Raw genomic sequence first — 13,391 nt, 5'->3', positions numbered from 1 at the left:
CTTACAGGACTGGGTATGCCTGAAACTCAGTATATTGCTTAAGAACCGAACAACTTTAGGCTGCCATGTCTTCCAACCGAATTAAGCAACAAAGCCCTTCTGATGTCCACTCTACTTCACGCAACTCAATGTCTTTGAGATAAGGAAGCATAGTTTCAGTTTTTATTTCTATCTCACCAACATCAGCACTTCTATATCCAAAACTTCTTGCTAAACTCTTAAAAGAGCTAGAAAATTCATTGACTTTTCTCCAGTCAGAATTTGAAAGCTTATGCTTTCCTAACCCCTGAATATCCCCATTAATACCCTTGTATTCAATGGAGATACTGACTAAAGCCTCAAGTTTTTCACTTATCTTTTCTTCGATGCTTTTAATGTCATCAATTCTAGTCTCCAGATTTATTTTCCTTCGAATGTCAGATTCTTTTATTTTACTGGTAAACTTCATATCCTTTCTAAGAGAAACAAGGTTTTTCCTACACTCAGTCAACTCTCTATTCACCGATAGAAGTTTATCTTTGTCAGCATTAATTTTTCGCTCAAGCCCATCAACGAGAGACTTAGTCATCTTTTTCTGATTCTCTAGATGTTGAATGTTTTCTTTCAACTCCATAGGCATAGCTAAAGTGTCGGGAGGAAGCAGTATATCATCTACTACTTGTAAACACGTATTACATTTCCCCTTCGCAATAGACAAGTTGGCTTTATCCGCCCCTAATTCCACTAATTTTCTCGTCAGTTTATTCGACTTAAGATCTTTCTCTATCTCAATCAAACCATCTTTATACTGATTGACCTGTGACTCATCAATTTTTATTTGACTCCCCAGCATACTATTAAGAACTAGTAAGTCATCGATTCGCCGTTCAGTTTTTTCTATGTTTTCGATAAGACTTTTTGGTTCATCGATATCTGATTGTTTTTCATTATTATCTATTTTTCTGTATTCGGATATCAGATCTGACCGAACAACATCAATACTAACAATGTTACTATCTCGTCTGTCTCCGACACTTACCAACTTTGGATCAAAATCAGTTACTGGGTATCTAGACAGCCCTGAAATTGAGTAGCCCTTATTCTCCACAAGCAGTTTAGATTCGGTTACGAGCTCAGACCATTTATTTATAAGTGAGTTTCTTTTAATTTGCAGATCATTTATAAGCTTGGCATTTCTAAAGACATCGAGATCTAGAATGTAATTAGTAACCTTTTCTCTCATTCCAGAAATACCAAAATAAGGTATGTTGGCAATATAATCTGTCCAGCCTCTTTTCTGCTCGATTATCATTGCAGAAAATATTGACTGCAAATATAGCTTCGCTTCTTTACCCTTGCTATCTGATACATTAGGTAAATCAATATCTAAAAATCTTTCCAGAAAAGCAAAAAAAACCTTATCCGGATCCTGCGCAGATCCTGGATCATGAACAAAAGTATATTTAACTTCAGCCTCATAATCCCCACCAGTCAAATACTTACCAAGAATTATTTTAACCAGTTTAGTATCGAGAGTATTTGAAACAATTGCTCTATTAACTGTAATCACTTCTCCTGCCGAATTTTCAAATTCTAGGAAAACTGAAGATTCAACAACTTTCTTTTCTTCGCCATTAAGGTCAAACCTTGTTTTCAATGCATATGGAAGAGAAGAGTTACCTTTAGAACCTATTATTTCCTCCATGCCAAGCGAGTAAATAAGTGAGTTTACAAATGTACTTTTACCCGAAGAGTTATCACCACGGACTATATTCAAACCATCCGAAAAATCAATATTATAGCCATAGTCCATGCCATCTATTGAATATAGTTTTACCTGTAATTTCCTAAACTTCATCAACCCACCTCTTGGCAGCACTCTCGACCATCTTCTCTGTTATTCTTTTACCTATAACAAAAATAGACTTAAAATCATTTTCAAAGTCTGAAATCAGCTTTGATTCATTTATAAATACATCACCTTTATCTGTAATCTGAAACCCACCATTAGATGTTTTTGCTATTAACCCTTCTGATACCGCAAAAGAAAGAGCCATATTTAAAGATGGATCAATGCCCCATACCCCAATGACTAACTCTTTTCTCTCAGCTGATAACTCTAATGCCCTAAGTCTCTTGGGTTCCAACATTGCCCAATTAAAAAGATGTAGCTTGAGAAGACTAGACTTTCCACCAGCACAGCACACTCTCAAAATCGTAAGTACTTTAGCAATTTTGTATAATGGTCTGAGCTCTGGAAGTACAACGCTTTTTTCCTTGAGAAGGATAGCTTACTCATCACTCAATCCTCATCGGACATTCAGCTATCCATCTCGCGACCATATGTTTACAAATAGATTCTAAATTTGAATACTCTATTGTTTTTATGTAGCTGTCTCTTTCGAACCTTTCCATCAACTTTTCTCTAATTTTGTCAATTAGTTCTTGAGGAGCCCCCTCCCAAGTCATTGATAAGATTTCCACATCATCTTCAAAATCATTAACTGATTTTGCTATCCTCTGATAAAGCTCTGGATTATTGTTGTAAATATTCCTTAATATTTTATATCTACCGATATAATCTTCAGTTGTTTGACTGTTTAGAAATAAATGCAGTTTTTCTTTATACCCACCACCAACATAACTTCTAACTTTATTTTTATCGTGAATATTTTCTTCGTAGTCTGTCTTATCGATGGGCTCACAGATGATTTCATCTTCGAATGCTGAAAAACTGAGAAGCTTCCCATTTACAGTTTGAATAGCTCTTATATCGCTCTCATAGTTACCCAAATCATGAATGAGAATCGTAAAGTCATGAGTACAGATATCTATATTGCTTTCCCTAATGAGCTTTTCATTTTCTCTTGCTACAGCATGAAGATCATTTTTCCCTACTCTCGGAGTTATAAATATCCACTTAGATATTTTGCAGTCACCCAGTCTTTCCCTAATTTGGTCCTTGTACTTTACAAGCTTAGAAATGTCTTCAGTCATTTTCTTCTTCTGCTTTTTATGTAAAGTACCTCCGTCATAGTTTTCTTGTGGGCAATAACACTGAATTGCTACTCCGTTTTCGAGAACAAAACCTTCAATACCATAGTCTCCAGGGGATGCAATCATTGGCTGGTAAGTATCATAGCGGCTCTTATAAACCGATTGGATCAAACCTTCCCACTTGTCACCGTCTAGTAGACCTATATCTGTCTGAAACATGGATTCATTAGTTCTCATAACCACTGATAAATCCATATTACTTGTTGAGCAACCTCGGTTTAATCGATTGTTTTATTGTGGCTTTTTAACTTCTCACTTATGAGACGTTGCGCACATTCCGTTCACTGTTTTATCAACTGACATTTCTATTTACTGTAGATAATAACAATATAACTGTATATAAAAACAGTTGTTTTTGAGGCATAACTCTCAGCTATAGTAATTCGAGGACATTGGCTCAATTACCCCTACCCAGCTGCAACTATCTGGGTAGGGTTTTGTTTTTACTTCTCTATCAGTCTCGAAAAGCTCTCACTGGTCACTCTCTGCCGCTGTATGCTAAGTTTCGCGTATCGCATGGTGCTTTGGATGCTCTGATGGTTCAGCATCATTTGTACCGCTCTGGTGTCGGCTCCGGTCTGGTCAGCATGAGACAGCAACAAGCTCGCCACACTATGCCGCGCTGTATGCAGCACAACCTCGTCAGGATTAACTATCCCTGCCCTTTCCTTTATCAAGTCGAACGCCATGTACGATGAGCCTATCGCCTTGCCTCTACAGCCTGGAAAGAGGTAAGGATTCCCTGCTTTCTGAGAACGCTGCGTAGGGTCTCTATCATCAAATCTGTTAGGTAGATGATATGTGGCGTACCGTTCTTGGTCTGAGGAATGGTGAGGGTGCGTTGTTCCCAGTTCACGTCTGAGTAGAGTCTGACACGAAGCTCATTAAGGCGGCATCCTGTTAAGAACAGCATGGCAATGAAGCCACCAGCACTCTTGTTCTTGTATTGTCGGCATTCGCGCAAAATGGCCTGTACCTCTTCAACACTACAAAAGCGTTGCTTGACGTTGTTCTCACGCAGCAGCGTGACCCGATTAGCTACATTGGGGATGCCTAGCAGCCTTTCAGCCAATCCTCCCATTGTCTTGAGCAAGGCAAGGACTCGGTTACTGGTAGCAGGCTTATATGGCTGCCCGTCTTCCCGTAGCTTCTCCCTCAGTGCCAGTTGTATGGCTTGTATATCAGTGGCTCTGAGTTCGTCATAACGAACGGAGGCAATGCTCTTGCAATGCAGCCTATAACGGGTCTCGTCATCGTCCCATGTTTTCTTTTTCTTCTTCGCCAATGGCAGGAAGGTGTTGTAGAAGAACTCTTCCAGCGTTGGCATCTGCTTATAGCTGTCCCGCTCTTCTTTGGGGTCTATGCATTCGGCAATTTGGTTACGGTATTTCACCGCTATCTTACGGGCCTGAGTGACATCAATATCAGGGAACCTACCGATAGCAATGCTGCGCTTGCGACCTTTGAAGGTATAGCGAAACAGGAAACGTTTACTGCCAGAGCGGCCTGATAGCAGCTTGAGCCCTGAGCACTCCGTATCACTGAACTCTAGCTCGGTGGTTTTGCTTTCTGCCGTGTTAGCTGGAAGGGCTTTTAGGTTGGTATTAGTAAATTTGAAGCGTTTCATCATAAATCCTCCGATTGCTCATCATTTCTTGATGATTCAAAGGATTAATATGCGTTTATGCTTGGGGTCATTACCCTTGTTGTCCCCTGTTTTCTGATGAGGGGTGCCCCGCTTCGCGCTTGCCTAATTACATGATAAACACGGCAATCCCCCGCTTTCCCCAGTTTTCTCTTTGATAAGGGTGAAACTGTCCCTCTTCATCACCTCTCCCAAGAATGAGGGGAAACGGGGTTTTATGGGGGTGGAAAGACCGTAGGGAGACCGGAAAACTCTCCCTGTCTACGAGCGCGAAAGATCTTGGCTATGTTGACCGAGTTAGACCAAGTTGGACGACGTTAGCCGACAATTTTCACAGAAAATGCACAGAAGAAAGCAGGATATGGACAGGAGAGCCCATCAGAGGGTGTTGTTTTTGGGGGATTTATGCGTGATAAGAACTGCTTGATGAGGGATAAAAGCGCAGCTAAGTATTTGATCAGGCTAGAAACAACAAAGCCTCAATCTTTCGATTGAGGCTTTGTCATGAAATTGGTGCCCGGGGCCGGACTTGAACCGGCACAGTTATTCACCGGCGGATTTTGAATCCGCTGCGTCTACCAATTTCGCCACCCGGGCAAGTGAGGCTGATTATACGCAAGCCGAACTACAGCGCAAGCCTATAATTCACAAAAAGTGTTTAACCGTTTCTTTTTTCACCAAGGTGATGCGATAACGCGCAATTTGCAGCAATTTACCCCATACATTCTGCTCGCCAACACTGGTAGACTAGACACATTACTCATTATTAGGACAAACATAATGTCGCAGACATCTGCCCAATTCAGTGTTCCAAAAGGAGCAGGATTCTTCCGCCGCATGGGCGCTTGGCTTTATGACTTTATGGTGCTGGTCGCCGTCGAGATGCTGGCTATCGGTTTGGTCGTTGCTGGCTTTGCTATTGCTATACAATTTGGCTTTTCAATCGAAGGCTATGAGGATGTCAGTCACTACCTCACCAGCAACCCCACCGTGAGTCCTATTTTTACTGTTTACGTGTTTGCTATTGCCGCCGGCTTTTACGGTTACTTCTGGACCCGTGCAGGCCAGACCGTTGGAATGAAAGCTTGGAAATTAAAATTGGTTAGTGAGTTTGGTGGTAACATCACCTTTACGCAAGCCGTTATCCGCATGGCGACATCATGTCTGGGCGCGGGAAATCTTCTCGCGCTGTTCGATAGAAACAACCGCGCGTTTCAAGATCACTTCTCAAACAGCCAAGTCGTTAAAATCGACTAAGCAGCTTTAAAAAAGAAGGGAGCCAAATGGCTCCCTTCTTTTTATGTGTATTTATAACTTCCGGTTTAGCAGGTAGAGCGTTATACCGATAAAGGCCAAACTCGGTGCGATAGCCCCAAAGAATGGCGGCAATTGGTATACTAGGGTAATAGGGCCAAACACTTCATTGGAAATGTAAAAGCCAAAACCAAATATCACACCTGACAATACACGCGCCCCCATGGTGACCGATCGCAGCGGTCCAAAGACGAAGCTCAATGCCAGTAGCATCATGACACCAATAGAGAGCGGTTGAAGCACTTTACGCCACAAGGCCAACTCGTAACGTGACGCATCTTGCTCCGAGGCCTTCAAGTACTCAACGTAACTGTATACACCCGTTAAAGATAACTCTTCGGGTTTCACGGTGACGATAGAGAGCTTCTCTGGCGTTAACGTGGATTGCCAAACGAGCTCAGGCTCCTTGGTTTCCGTAATTTTCACTGGCCCATCAAAGTGCGTGACGGTGACGTTCTTCAGCATCCAGCTATCTTTGTTTAAGTACTCGCCTTTTTCTGCGAACACCACGGCGTCAAGCTGTTGGGTATCGTCGAATTTCCAAATGTTAACGCCTGTCAGAGACTCTTGCTGATCAGTGCGCGCAATATAGATAAAGTCGTTACCATCTTTTGCCCACACACCGCGTCGCACGGACATCACATTACCACCAGACTTGGCAAATGCTCTCAGCTCTCTGGCCTCTCGTTGTGCATCGGGTGCGCCCCACTGCCCAAGCGCCAAGACGATAAGCATCAAAGGCATCGCTGTTTTAAGTACCGAAAGCCCAATGTCCAGCTTTGAGAAACCCGCTGCCTGCATAACCACAAGCTCTGAGCTCGATGCCAAGGTACCAAGTCCAATCAAGGCGCCAAGCAATACCGCCATCGGAAAAAACATCTCGATATCGCGCGGCATACTCAGCAACACATATTGCAGTGCCGTGACCATGGTGAAGGTACCCTCACCCACGGAGCGAAGCTGCTCAACGAACTTGATAATGGCGGACAAGCCCACCAGCGTAGCCAGACACAGGGTTGTCGTGGCGATGATGGTTCGCCCAATGTATAAATCGAGAATCTTAAACATTAGGCAGTTCTCCGCAGTCGATATCGGAATTTACGCATTGGAAGGCTATCCCAACTCAACAAAACAATCGCCAAAAGCAGCGCGGCGACGTTTACGCTCCAAAGCCCAATTTCCGGGATTAAGGTTCCCTCTTCTACCGCTGACTTTGCGGCACTGATCGCCAAGAAGTACGCCAGATAAATCAGTACTGCCGGGAACAACTTCGCAAAGCGGCCTTGTCGCGGATTGACCGAAGACAAAGGCACCACAATCATGGTCATAAGCGGTATACACAGCACAAGCGCGATGCGCCATTGCAGCTCAGCTTGTGCCTGATGAGAGGACTGGCCGAACAAATCTTGCGTTGGCATTGCATCCCAATCCCGGCTTTTCTGACGCACCTCGCGTTGACCAATCAGCACCTGATAGTTTTCATAGTCCGTGACGGTGTAATCCAATCGCGTAGGGAAACCTTCATAGCGGGTACCTTCATTCAAATCCAGTACTTGTCGACCGTCTGGTAACTCTGACACATAGCCTTTCTCAGCAACCACCACATTCGGACGCATGGTGCCGCGCGGAACCGGTTGTGCGATAAAGACCTTGTGCAAATCTTTCCCGTCACCCGTGATGTTATTGATATACACCACGGCCTGACCATCAGGTGTGGTTTGAATTTGACCTTGCATCAGCAATTCGAGTCCGGTATCGGCCTCTAGCTGCTCCATCACTTTAATTTCTTTGTTGTTTGCCCAAGGTGTCAGCCATAGCGAATTGAACGCTGCTACCGCGCCAGTAATTATGGCTAGACAAAGCGCAGCACGGATAAGGAACTTGTTCCCGATACCTGTTGCATTCATCACAGTGATTTCACTTTCGGCATACAGACGGCCAAAAGTGATCAATATGCCAATGTACAAACTCAATGGCAGCATCAGCATTGCCATCGATGGCATATAGAGACCAACCAGTGTTAACACATCGCTGCCCGGAATTGAGCCATCTGTTGCGCTGGTTAGCACGCGAATGAATTTTTGGCTAAAAAAGACCAAAAATAGAACAAACAGCACCGCAAGTTGCGTTTTGACTGTTTCTCGGATCAAATACCGAACAATAATCACGGCGTTTTACCTTTAGAAAACTTGTTTTTTTACTCGAATCGCTATAGTTTTTCGGTAAATCAGTTGTTTTTTAATCTTTCGGCCAAGTGTTGACCTGCTTCTATTCGATTTACGTCGAACACGGTTTCGAGTTCCAATAAAGCGGGCATTATCTAACATTTAGCCTCACTTGTCTTTAGGATGTAGGAGTACGCATGGAGTTCAGTGTAAAAAGCGGGAGTCCCGAGAAGCAACGCAGTGCATGTATCGTCGTTGGTGTGTTTGAACCACGCCGCCTGTCTCCGGTTGCGGAACAGCTCGACAAAATCAGTGATGGCTACATCAGTAGCTTGCTGCGTCGCGGAGACCTCGAAGGCAAACCTGGCCAGATGCTGCTATTGCATCACGTTCCTAATGTACTGTCTGAGCGCGTGCTACTTGTCGGCTGTGGCAAGGAACGTGAACTCGGCGAACGTCAGTATAAAGAAATCATCAAAAACACCATCAATACCCTGAACGAAACCGGTTCGATGGAAGCAGTTTGCTTCCTGACAGAGCTGCACGTTAAAGGACGTGATACCTATTGGAAGGTTCGTCAGGCCGTTGAAAGCACCAAAGACACCCTGTACACCTTCAACCAATTCAAGAGTGTAAAACCTGAGACACGCCGTCCGCTACGTAAACTGGTCTTTAACGTACCGACACGTCGCGAACTGAACTTGGGTGAGCGCGCAATTGCACACGGCCTCGCGGTTTCATCAGGCGTGCGTGCATGTAAAGACCTTGGCAACATGCCACCAAACGTGGCAAACCCAGCATACCTTGCTTCTCAAGCTCGCCGCTTGGCGGACGACTTTGAACGCGTCAGCACCAAAATTATTGGTGAGCAAGAAATGAAAGAGCTGGGGATGACCTCGTATCTTGCGGTCGGCCAAGGCTCGAAAAACGAATCGTTTATGTCCATCATGGAATACAAAGGCCACCCAGATCCAAATGCGAAGCCTATCGTTTTGGTCGGTAAAGGTCTGACGTTTGATGCGGGCGGCATTTCACTGAAACCTGCCGCGAACATGGACGAAATGAAGTACGACATGTGTGGTGCAGCCTCTGTGTTCGGTGCAATGAAAGCACTGGCGAAACTGGACTTGCCAATCAACGTTGTTGGCGCACTGGCGGGCTGTGAAAACATGCCTGATGGCAACGCATACCGTCCGGGTGACATCGTGACTACCATGTCTGGTCAAACGGTTGAAGTGCTGAACACTGACGCAGAAGGCCGTCTGGTTCTGTGTGATGCGTTGACGTACGTTGAGCGTTACGAGCCTGAGTGTGTGATCGACGTAGCGACGCTGACTGGCGCATGTATCGTGGCCCTCAGCCACCACATCAGCGGTTTGTTGTCTAACCACAACCCATTGGCGCACGAAATCGTGAATGCGTCTGAGCAAGCCGGTGACCGTGCTTGGCGTCTGCCAATGACCGAAGAGTACCAAGAGCAGCTTAAGAGCCCGTTTGCGGATATGGCAAACATCGGTGGCCCTGGCGGCGGCACCATTACCGCTGGCTGCTTCCTGTCTCGCTTTGCTAAGAAGTACAACTGGGCACACCTAGATGTCGCAGGTACGTCTTTCCAAGGCGGCGCAAACAAAGGGGCAACCGGTCGTCCTGTCCCATTGCTGGTCCAGTTCTTATTGAACCGTTCTGGCCTTGAGGTTGCAGAGTAAAAACTGCACGAGAGAAAAAGGAGGCCTTGGCCTCCTTTTTTTATCTCCGGCTTATAAAAAGCAGTAGCTTTTAGCACTAACACAACGCACACTGAGCCGGTTAAATTATCATCTTTTCGGAAACCACCATGGCATTGGCAACCTTCTACATTCTGGATGAAAAGCACGCCGAACCTCAGCAACAAATGCTGGAAAAGGTGAGTCTGCTTGCAGGCCAGTACAGTCAGCAAGGTATGAAAGTGTTTATTGCCGCCGAAAGCAAACCTCAGGCAGAAGCCATTGATGAACTGCTTTGGCAACGTTCACCAGACCATTTTGTTCCGCACAATCTTATTGGTGAAGGGCCGCGTGGTGGTACGCAAGTAGAAATTGGCTGGCCGGGCGTACGCCCTGCGGGTCACCGAAATGTGCTAATAAACTTGGCGCAGGAAGCAGCAATTTTTGCGCCTTCCTTTGCACAAGTGGTAGACTTCGTGCCTTGCGAAGAAACTCTCAAGCAACAGGCAAGAGAACGCTACAAAACTTACCGCATGGCGGGGCGCCAAATGCGCACCCTTGCCATTGAAGAATCGTCCGTTATTTGATCCAGCAAGAGCGCTATGGAAAAGACATACAACCCAACATCAATTGAAAAGGCGCTGTACCAGCGCTGGGAAGAGGCTGGTTATTTCAAGCCTCACGGTGACACATCTAAAGATGCTTATAGCATCATGATCCCACCACCCAACGTCACCGGTAGCCTGCACATGGGCCATGCATTCCAAGACACCATCATGGATACCCTGATCCGTTGCGAACGCATGAAAGGCAAAAACACCTTGTGGCAGGTTGGTACTGACCACGCAGGTATCGCAACGCAAATGGTTGTTGAACGCAAAATCGCGGCTGAAGAAGGCAAAACCAAGCACGATTACGGCCGTGAAGCATTCATCGACAAGATTTGGGAATGGAAAGGCGAATCAGGTGGCACAATCACCAAACAGCTTCGTCGCCTTGGCGCATCTGTAGACTGGGATCGTGAACGATTCACTATGGATGATGGCCTGTCTAACGCCGTTCAAGAAGTGTTTGTTCGTCTTTTCCAAGAAGACCTCATCTACCGTGGCAAGCGTCTGGTTAACTGGGATCCGAAACTGCACACCGCAATTTCTGATCTGGAAGTAGAAAACAAAGACGTGAAAGGCCACATGTGGCACTTCCGTTACCCACTGGCTGACGGCGTTAAAACTGCCGATGGCAAAGACTACATTGTTGTCGCAACCACGCGTCCTGAAACCATGCTGGGCGATACCGGTGTTGCAGTAAACCCTGAAGATCCACGTTACATGGATCTGATCGGTAAAGAGATCATGCTGCCTATCGTGAATCGTCGCATCCCTATCGTGGGCGATGAGCACGCAGACATGGAGAAAGGCACAGGCTGTGTAAAAATCACCCCTGCGCACGACTTCAATGACTATGAAGTTGGTAAACGTCACCAACTGCCAATGATCAACATCCTGACCTTCAATGCTGACATTCGTGACAGTGCTGAAGTGTTCAACACCAACGGCGAAGCAAGCGACGCATACAGCACTGAGCTACCAGAAGCTTACCGTGGTATGGAACGTTTCGCGGCACGTAAAGCAATCGTTGCCGAATTCGACACGCTGGGTCTGCTTGAAGAAATCAAAGATCATGACCTAACGGTACCTTACGGCGACCGTGGTGGCGTGGTTATCGAGCCAATGCTGACAGACCAATGGTACGTGCGTGCTGCAACACTGGCAAAACCCGCCGTTGAAGCCGTTGAGAATGGCGACATTCAATTCGTGCCTAAGCAATACGAAAACATGTACTTCTCTTGGATGCGTGACATTCAAGATTGGTGTATCTCTCGCCAACTTTGGTGGGGTCACCGCATTCCTGCTTGGTATGACAACGACGGTAACGTTTATGTTGGCCGCAGCGAAGAAGAAGTGCGTGAGCAAAACAACCTTGCACCTGTTGTTGTGCTTCGCCAAGACGACGATGTATTGGATACCTGGTTCTCATCAGCACTGTGGACGTTCGGAACACAAGGTTGGCCTGAGCAAACACCTGACCTGAAAACCTTCCACCCGTCTGACGTGCTGGTAACAGGTTTCGACATCATCTTCTTCTGGGTTGCCCGCATGATCATGATGACCATGCACTTCTGTAAAGACGAAGACGGCAAATCACAAGTACCGTTTAAAACCGTGTATGTTACGGGTCTGATCCGTGATGAAAACGGTGACAAAATGTCGAAATCTAAGGGCAACGTCCTTGACCCAATCGACATGATCGACGGTATAGATCTTGAGTCTCTGGTTGAGAAGCGTTGTGGCAACATGATGCAGCCTCAGCTTGCAGCCAAGATCGAAAAGAACACGCGCAAAGCCTTTGAAGGCGGCATCGAACCATACGGTACCGATGCACTACGTTTCACCCTGGCAGCCATGGCATCAACAGGCCGTGACATCAACTGGGACATGAAGCGTCTTGAAGGTTACCGTAACTTCTGTAACAAGCTATGGAACGCAAGCCGTTACGTACTGATGAACGCAGAAGATCAAGATTGTGGTATGAACGGCGGCGAGATGGAATTCTCACTGGCAGATAAGTGGATTGAATCTCAGTTCCAACTGGCAGCGAAAGACTTCAACGCGCACATCGAGAACTTCCGTCTGGATATGGCAGCAAACACGCTGTACGAATTCATCTGGAACCAATTCTGTGACTGGTACTTGGAACTCACCAAGCCTGTTCTATGGAAAGGTAACGAAGTACAACAACGTGGTACGCGCCATACATTGATCACGGTGCTTGAGAAGACACTGCGTCTTGCTCACCCAGTATTGCCATACATCACCGAGTCTATCTGGCAGAGCGTTAAGCCGCTGGTTAACGGTGTGGAAGGCGATACCATCATGCTGCAAGCCCTGCCTCAATTTGATGAAGCGCAGTTCGATGAGAATGCACTGGCAGACATCGAATGGGTGAAAGCGTTTATCACGTCAATTCGTAACCTGCGTGCAGAATACGACATCGCACCAAGCAAAGCGCTTGATGTCATGCTGAAAGCAGCAGATGAGAAAGACATTGCACGCCTAGAAGCCAACACCAAAGTACTGGCTTCTCTTGCAAAACTGGAAGGCGTTCGCGTTCTGGCATCGGGCGAAGAGACACCTGCATGTGCAACCGCATTGGTAGGTAAATCTACGCTGATGATCCCAATGGCAGGCTTGATCGACAAAGATGCAGAGCTTGCTCGTTTGGACAAAGAAATCGCGAAAACACAAGGCGAAATCAAGCGTATTTCAGGCAAACTGAACAACCAAGGTTTTGTTGCAAAAGCGCCTGAGGCAGTTGTTGCTGCTGAGCGTGCGAAGCTAGACGGTTACGCTGAAGCACTGACCAAGCTGGAAGAGCAGAAAGCGACAATCGCTGCGTTGTAATTCCTGCTTAGGTAACGCGTAAAGAAAAGGCCGACGAGAAATCGTCGGCCTTTTTGTTTGTCGCCAC

9 protein-coding genes, 1 tRNA gene and 1 pseudogene are annotated in these 13,391 nt (G+C 46.0%); 4 read left to right on the top strand and 7 right to left on the bottom strand.

All coding sequences use genetic code 11. The features are described from left to right. Positions 1-55: 55 nt before the first annotated feature. From B5D35_RS10570 to B5D35_RS10545, 5 genes and pseudogenes are all read right to left on the bottom strand, one after another. Positions 56-1,837 (bottom strand): P-loop NTPase family protein, encoded by a 1,782-nt coding sequence (locus B5D35_RS10570; protein WP_078752548.1) that lies wholly within the window; start codon positions 1,835-1,837, stop codon positions 56-58. After that, positions 1,827-2,129, bottom strand: coding sequence for a hypothetical protein (locus B5D35_RS10565; protein ID WP_198557043.1), 303 nt, complete (start codon positions 2,127-2,129; stop codon positions 1,827-1,829). The genes B5D35_RS10570 and B5D35_RS10565 overlap by 11 nt, the downstream gene beginning before the upstream one ends. Positions 2,130-2,277: 148 nt before the next feature. Further along, the gene (locus B5D35_RS10560) at positions 2,278-3,213 is read right to left on the bottom strand and encodes a hypothetical protein (RefSeq protein ID WP_244556557.1); all 936 of its coding nucleotides are present in this window, start codon (positions 3,211-3,213) and stop codon (positions 2,278-2,280) included. Positions 3,214-3,479: 266 nt separating this feature from the next. After that, positions 3,480-4,663: pseudogene (locus B5D35_RS10550) on the bottom strand (tyrosine-type recombinase/integrase). Positions 4,664-5,192: 529 nt separating this feature from the next. Continuing rightward, positions 5,193-5,278, bottom strand: a tRNA-Leu gene (locus B5D35_RS10545). 183 nt (positions 5,279-5,461) lie between these two features. On the opposite strand from B5D35_RS10545, the gene B5D35_RS10540 reads away from it, so the two are divergent. Then, on the top strand, positions 5,462-5,938 hold the full coding sequence (locus B5D35_RS10540) for an RDD family protein (RefSeq protein WP_078752545.1): 477 nt from the start codon (positions 5,462-5,464) through the stop codon (positions 5,936-5,938). Positions 5,939-5,989: 51 nt separating this feature from the next. Here B5D35_RS10540 and lptG read toward each other — a convergent pair whose 3' ends face one another. Together lptG and lptF are read right to left on the bottom strand one after the other, a co-directional pair. Continuing rightward, positions 5,990-7,063, bottom strand: coding sequence for an LPS export ABC transporter permease LptG (gene lptG, locus B5D35_RS10535; protein WP_078752544.1), 1,074 nt, complete (start codon positions 7,061-7,063; stop codon positions 5,990-5,992). Beyond that, the gene (gene lptF / locus B5D35_RS10530) at positions 7,063-8,163 is read right to left on the bottom strand and encodes an LPS export ABC transporter permease LptF (RefSeq protein WP_078752543.1); all 1,101 of its coding nucleotides are present in this window, start codon (positions 8,161-8,163) and stop codon (positions 7,063-7,065) included. Before lptF ends, lptG begins: the two co-directional genes overlap by 1 nt. A gap of 194 nt (positions 8,164-8,357) precedes the next feature. Between lptF and pepA the strand changes: the two genes are divergently transcribed. The 3 genes from pepA (at position 8,358) to B5D35_RS10515 (ending at position 13,324) form a co-directional block, all read left to right on the top strand. Beyond that, positions 8,358-9,866 (top strand): leucyl aminopeptidase, encoded by a 1,509-nt coding sequence (gene pepA / locus B5D35_RS10525; RefSeq protein WP_078752542.1) that lies wholly within the window; start codon positions 8,358-8,360, stop codon positions 9,864-9,866. A gap of 128 nt (positions 9,867-9,994) precedes the next feature. Then, positions 9,995-10,450 (top strand): DNA polymerase III subunit chi, encoded by a 456-nt coding sequence (locus B5D35_RS10520; RefSeq protein WP_078752541.1) that lies wholly within the window; start codon positions 9,995-9,997, stop codon positions 10,448-10,450. A 15-nt stretch (positions 10,451-10,465) separates the two neighbouring features. Next, a complete protein-coding gene (locus B5D35_RS10515) occupies positions 10,466-13,324 on the top strand; it encodes a valine--tRNA ligase (RefSeq protein ID WP_078752540.1) in 2,859 nt (952 codons plus the stop codon). The last annotated feature ends 67 nt before the right edge of the window (positions 13,325-13,391 follow it).

The sequence above is a fragment of the Enterovibrio nigricans DSM 22720 genome, from assembly GCF_900167155.1.
GTDB lineage: Bacteria > Pseudomonadota > Gammaproteobacteria > Enterobacterales > Vibrionaceae > Enterovibrio > Enterovibrio nigricans.
The sequence above is the reverse complement of the archived record's forward strand: the minus strand, read 5'-3'. Positions and strand labels throughout refer to the sequence as shown.

Excerpts from the sequence above, each read along its gene's own strand:
- B5D35_RS10560 (WP_244556557.1), bottom strand. The coding sequence starts at position 3,213 with ATGAGAACTAATGAATCCATGTTTCAGACAGATATAGGTCTACTAGAC.
- B5D35_RS10520 (WP_078752541.1), top strand. The coding sequence starts at position 9,995 with ATGGCATTGGCAACCTTCTACATTCTGGATGAAAAGCACGCCGAACCT.
- B5D35_RS10515 (WP_078752540.1), top strand. The coding sequence starts at position 10,466 with ATGGAAAAGACATACAACCCAACATCAATTGAAAAGGCGCTGTACCAG.
- B5D35_RS10570 (WP_078752548.1), bottom strand. The coding sequence starts at position 1,837 with ATGAAGTTTAGGAAATTACAGGTAAAACTATATTCAATAGATGGCATG.
- lptG (WP_078752544.1), bottom strand. The coding sequence starts at position 7,063 with ATGTTTAAGATTCTCGATTTATACATTGGGCGAACCATCATCGCCACG.
- B5D35_RS10565 (WP_198557043.1), bottom strand. The coding sequence starts at position 2,129 with ATGTTGGAACCCAAGAGACTTAGGGCATTAGAGTTATCAGCTGAGAGA.
- pepA (WP_078752542.1), top strand. The coding sequence starts at position 8,358 with ATGGAGTTCAGTGTAAAAAGCGGGAGTCCCGAGAAGCAACGCAGTGCA.
- B5D35_RS10540 (WP_078752545.1), top strand. The coding sequence starts at position 5,462 with ATGTCGCAGACATCTGCCCAATTCAGTGTTCCAAAAGGAGCAGGATTC.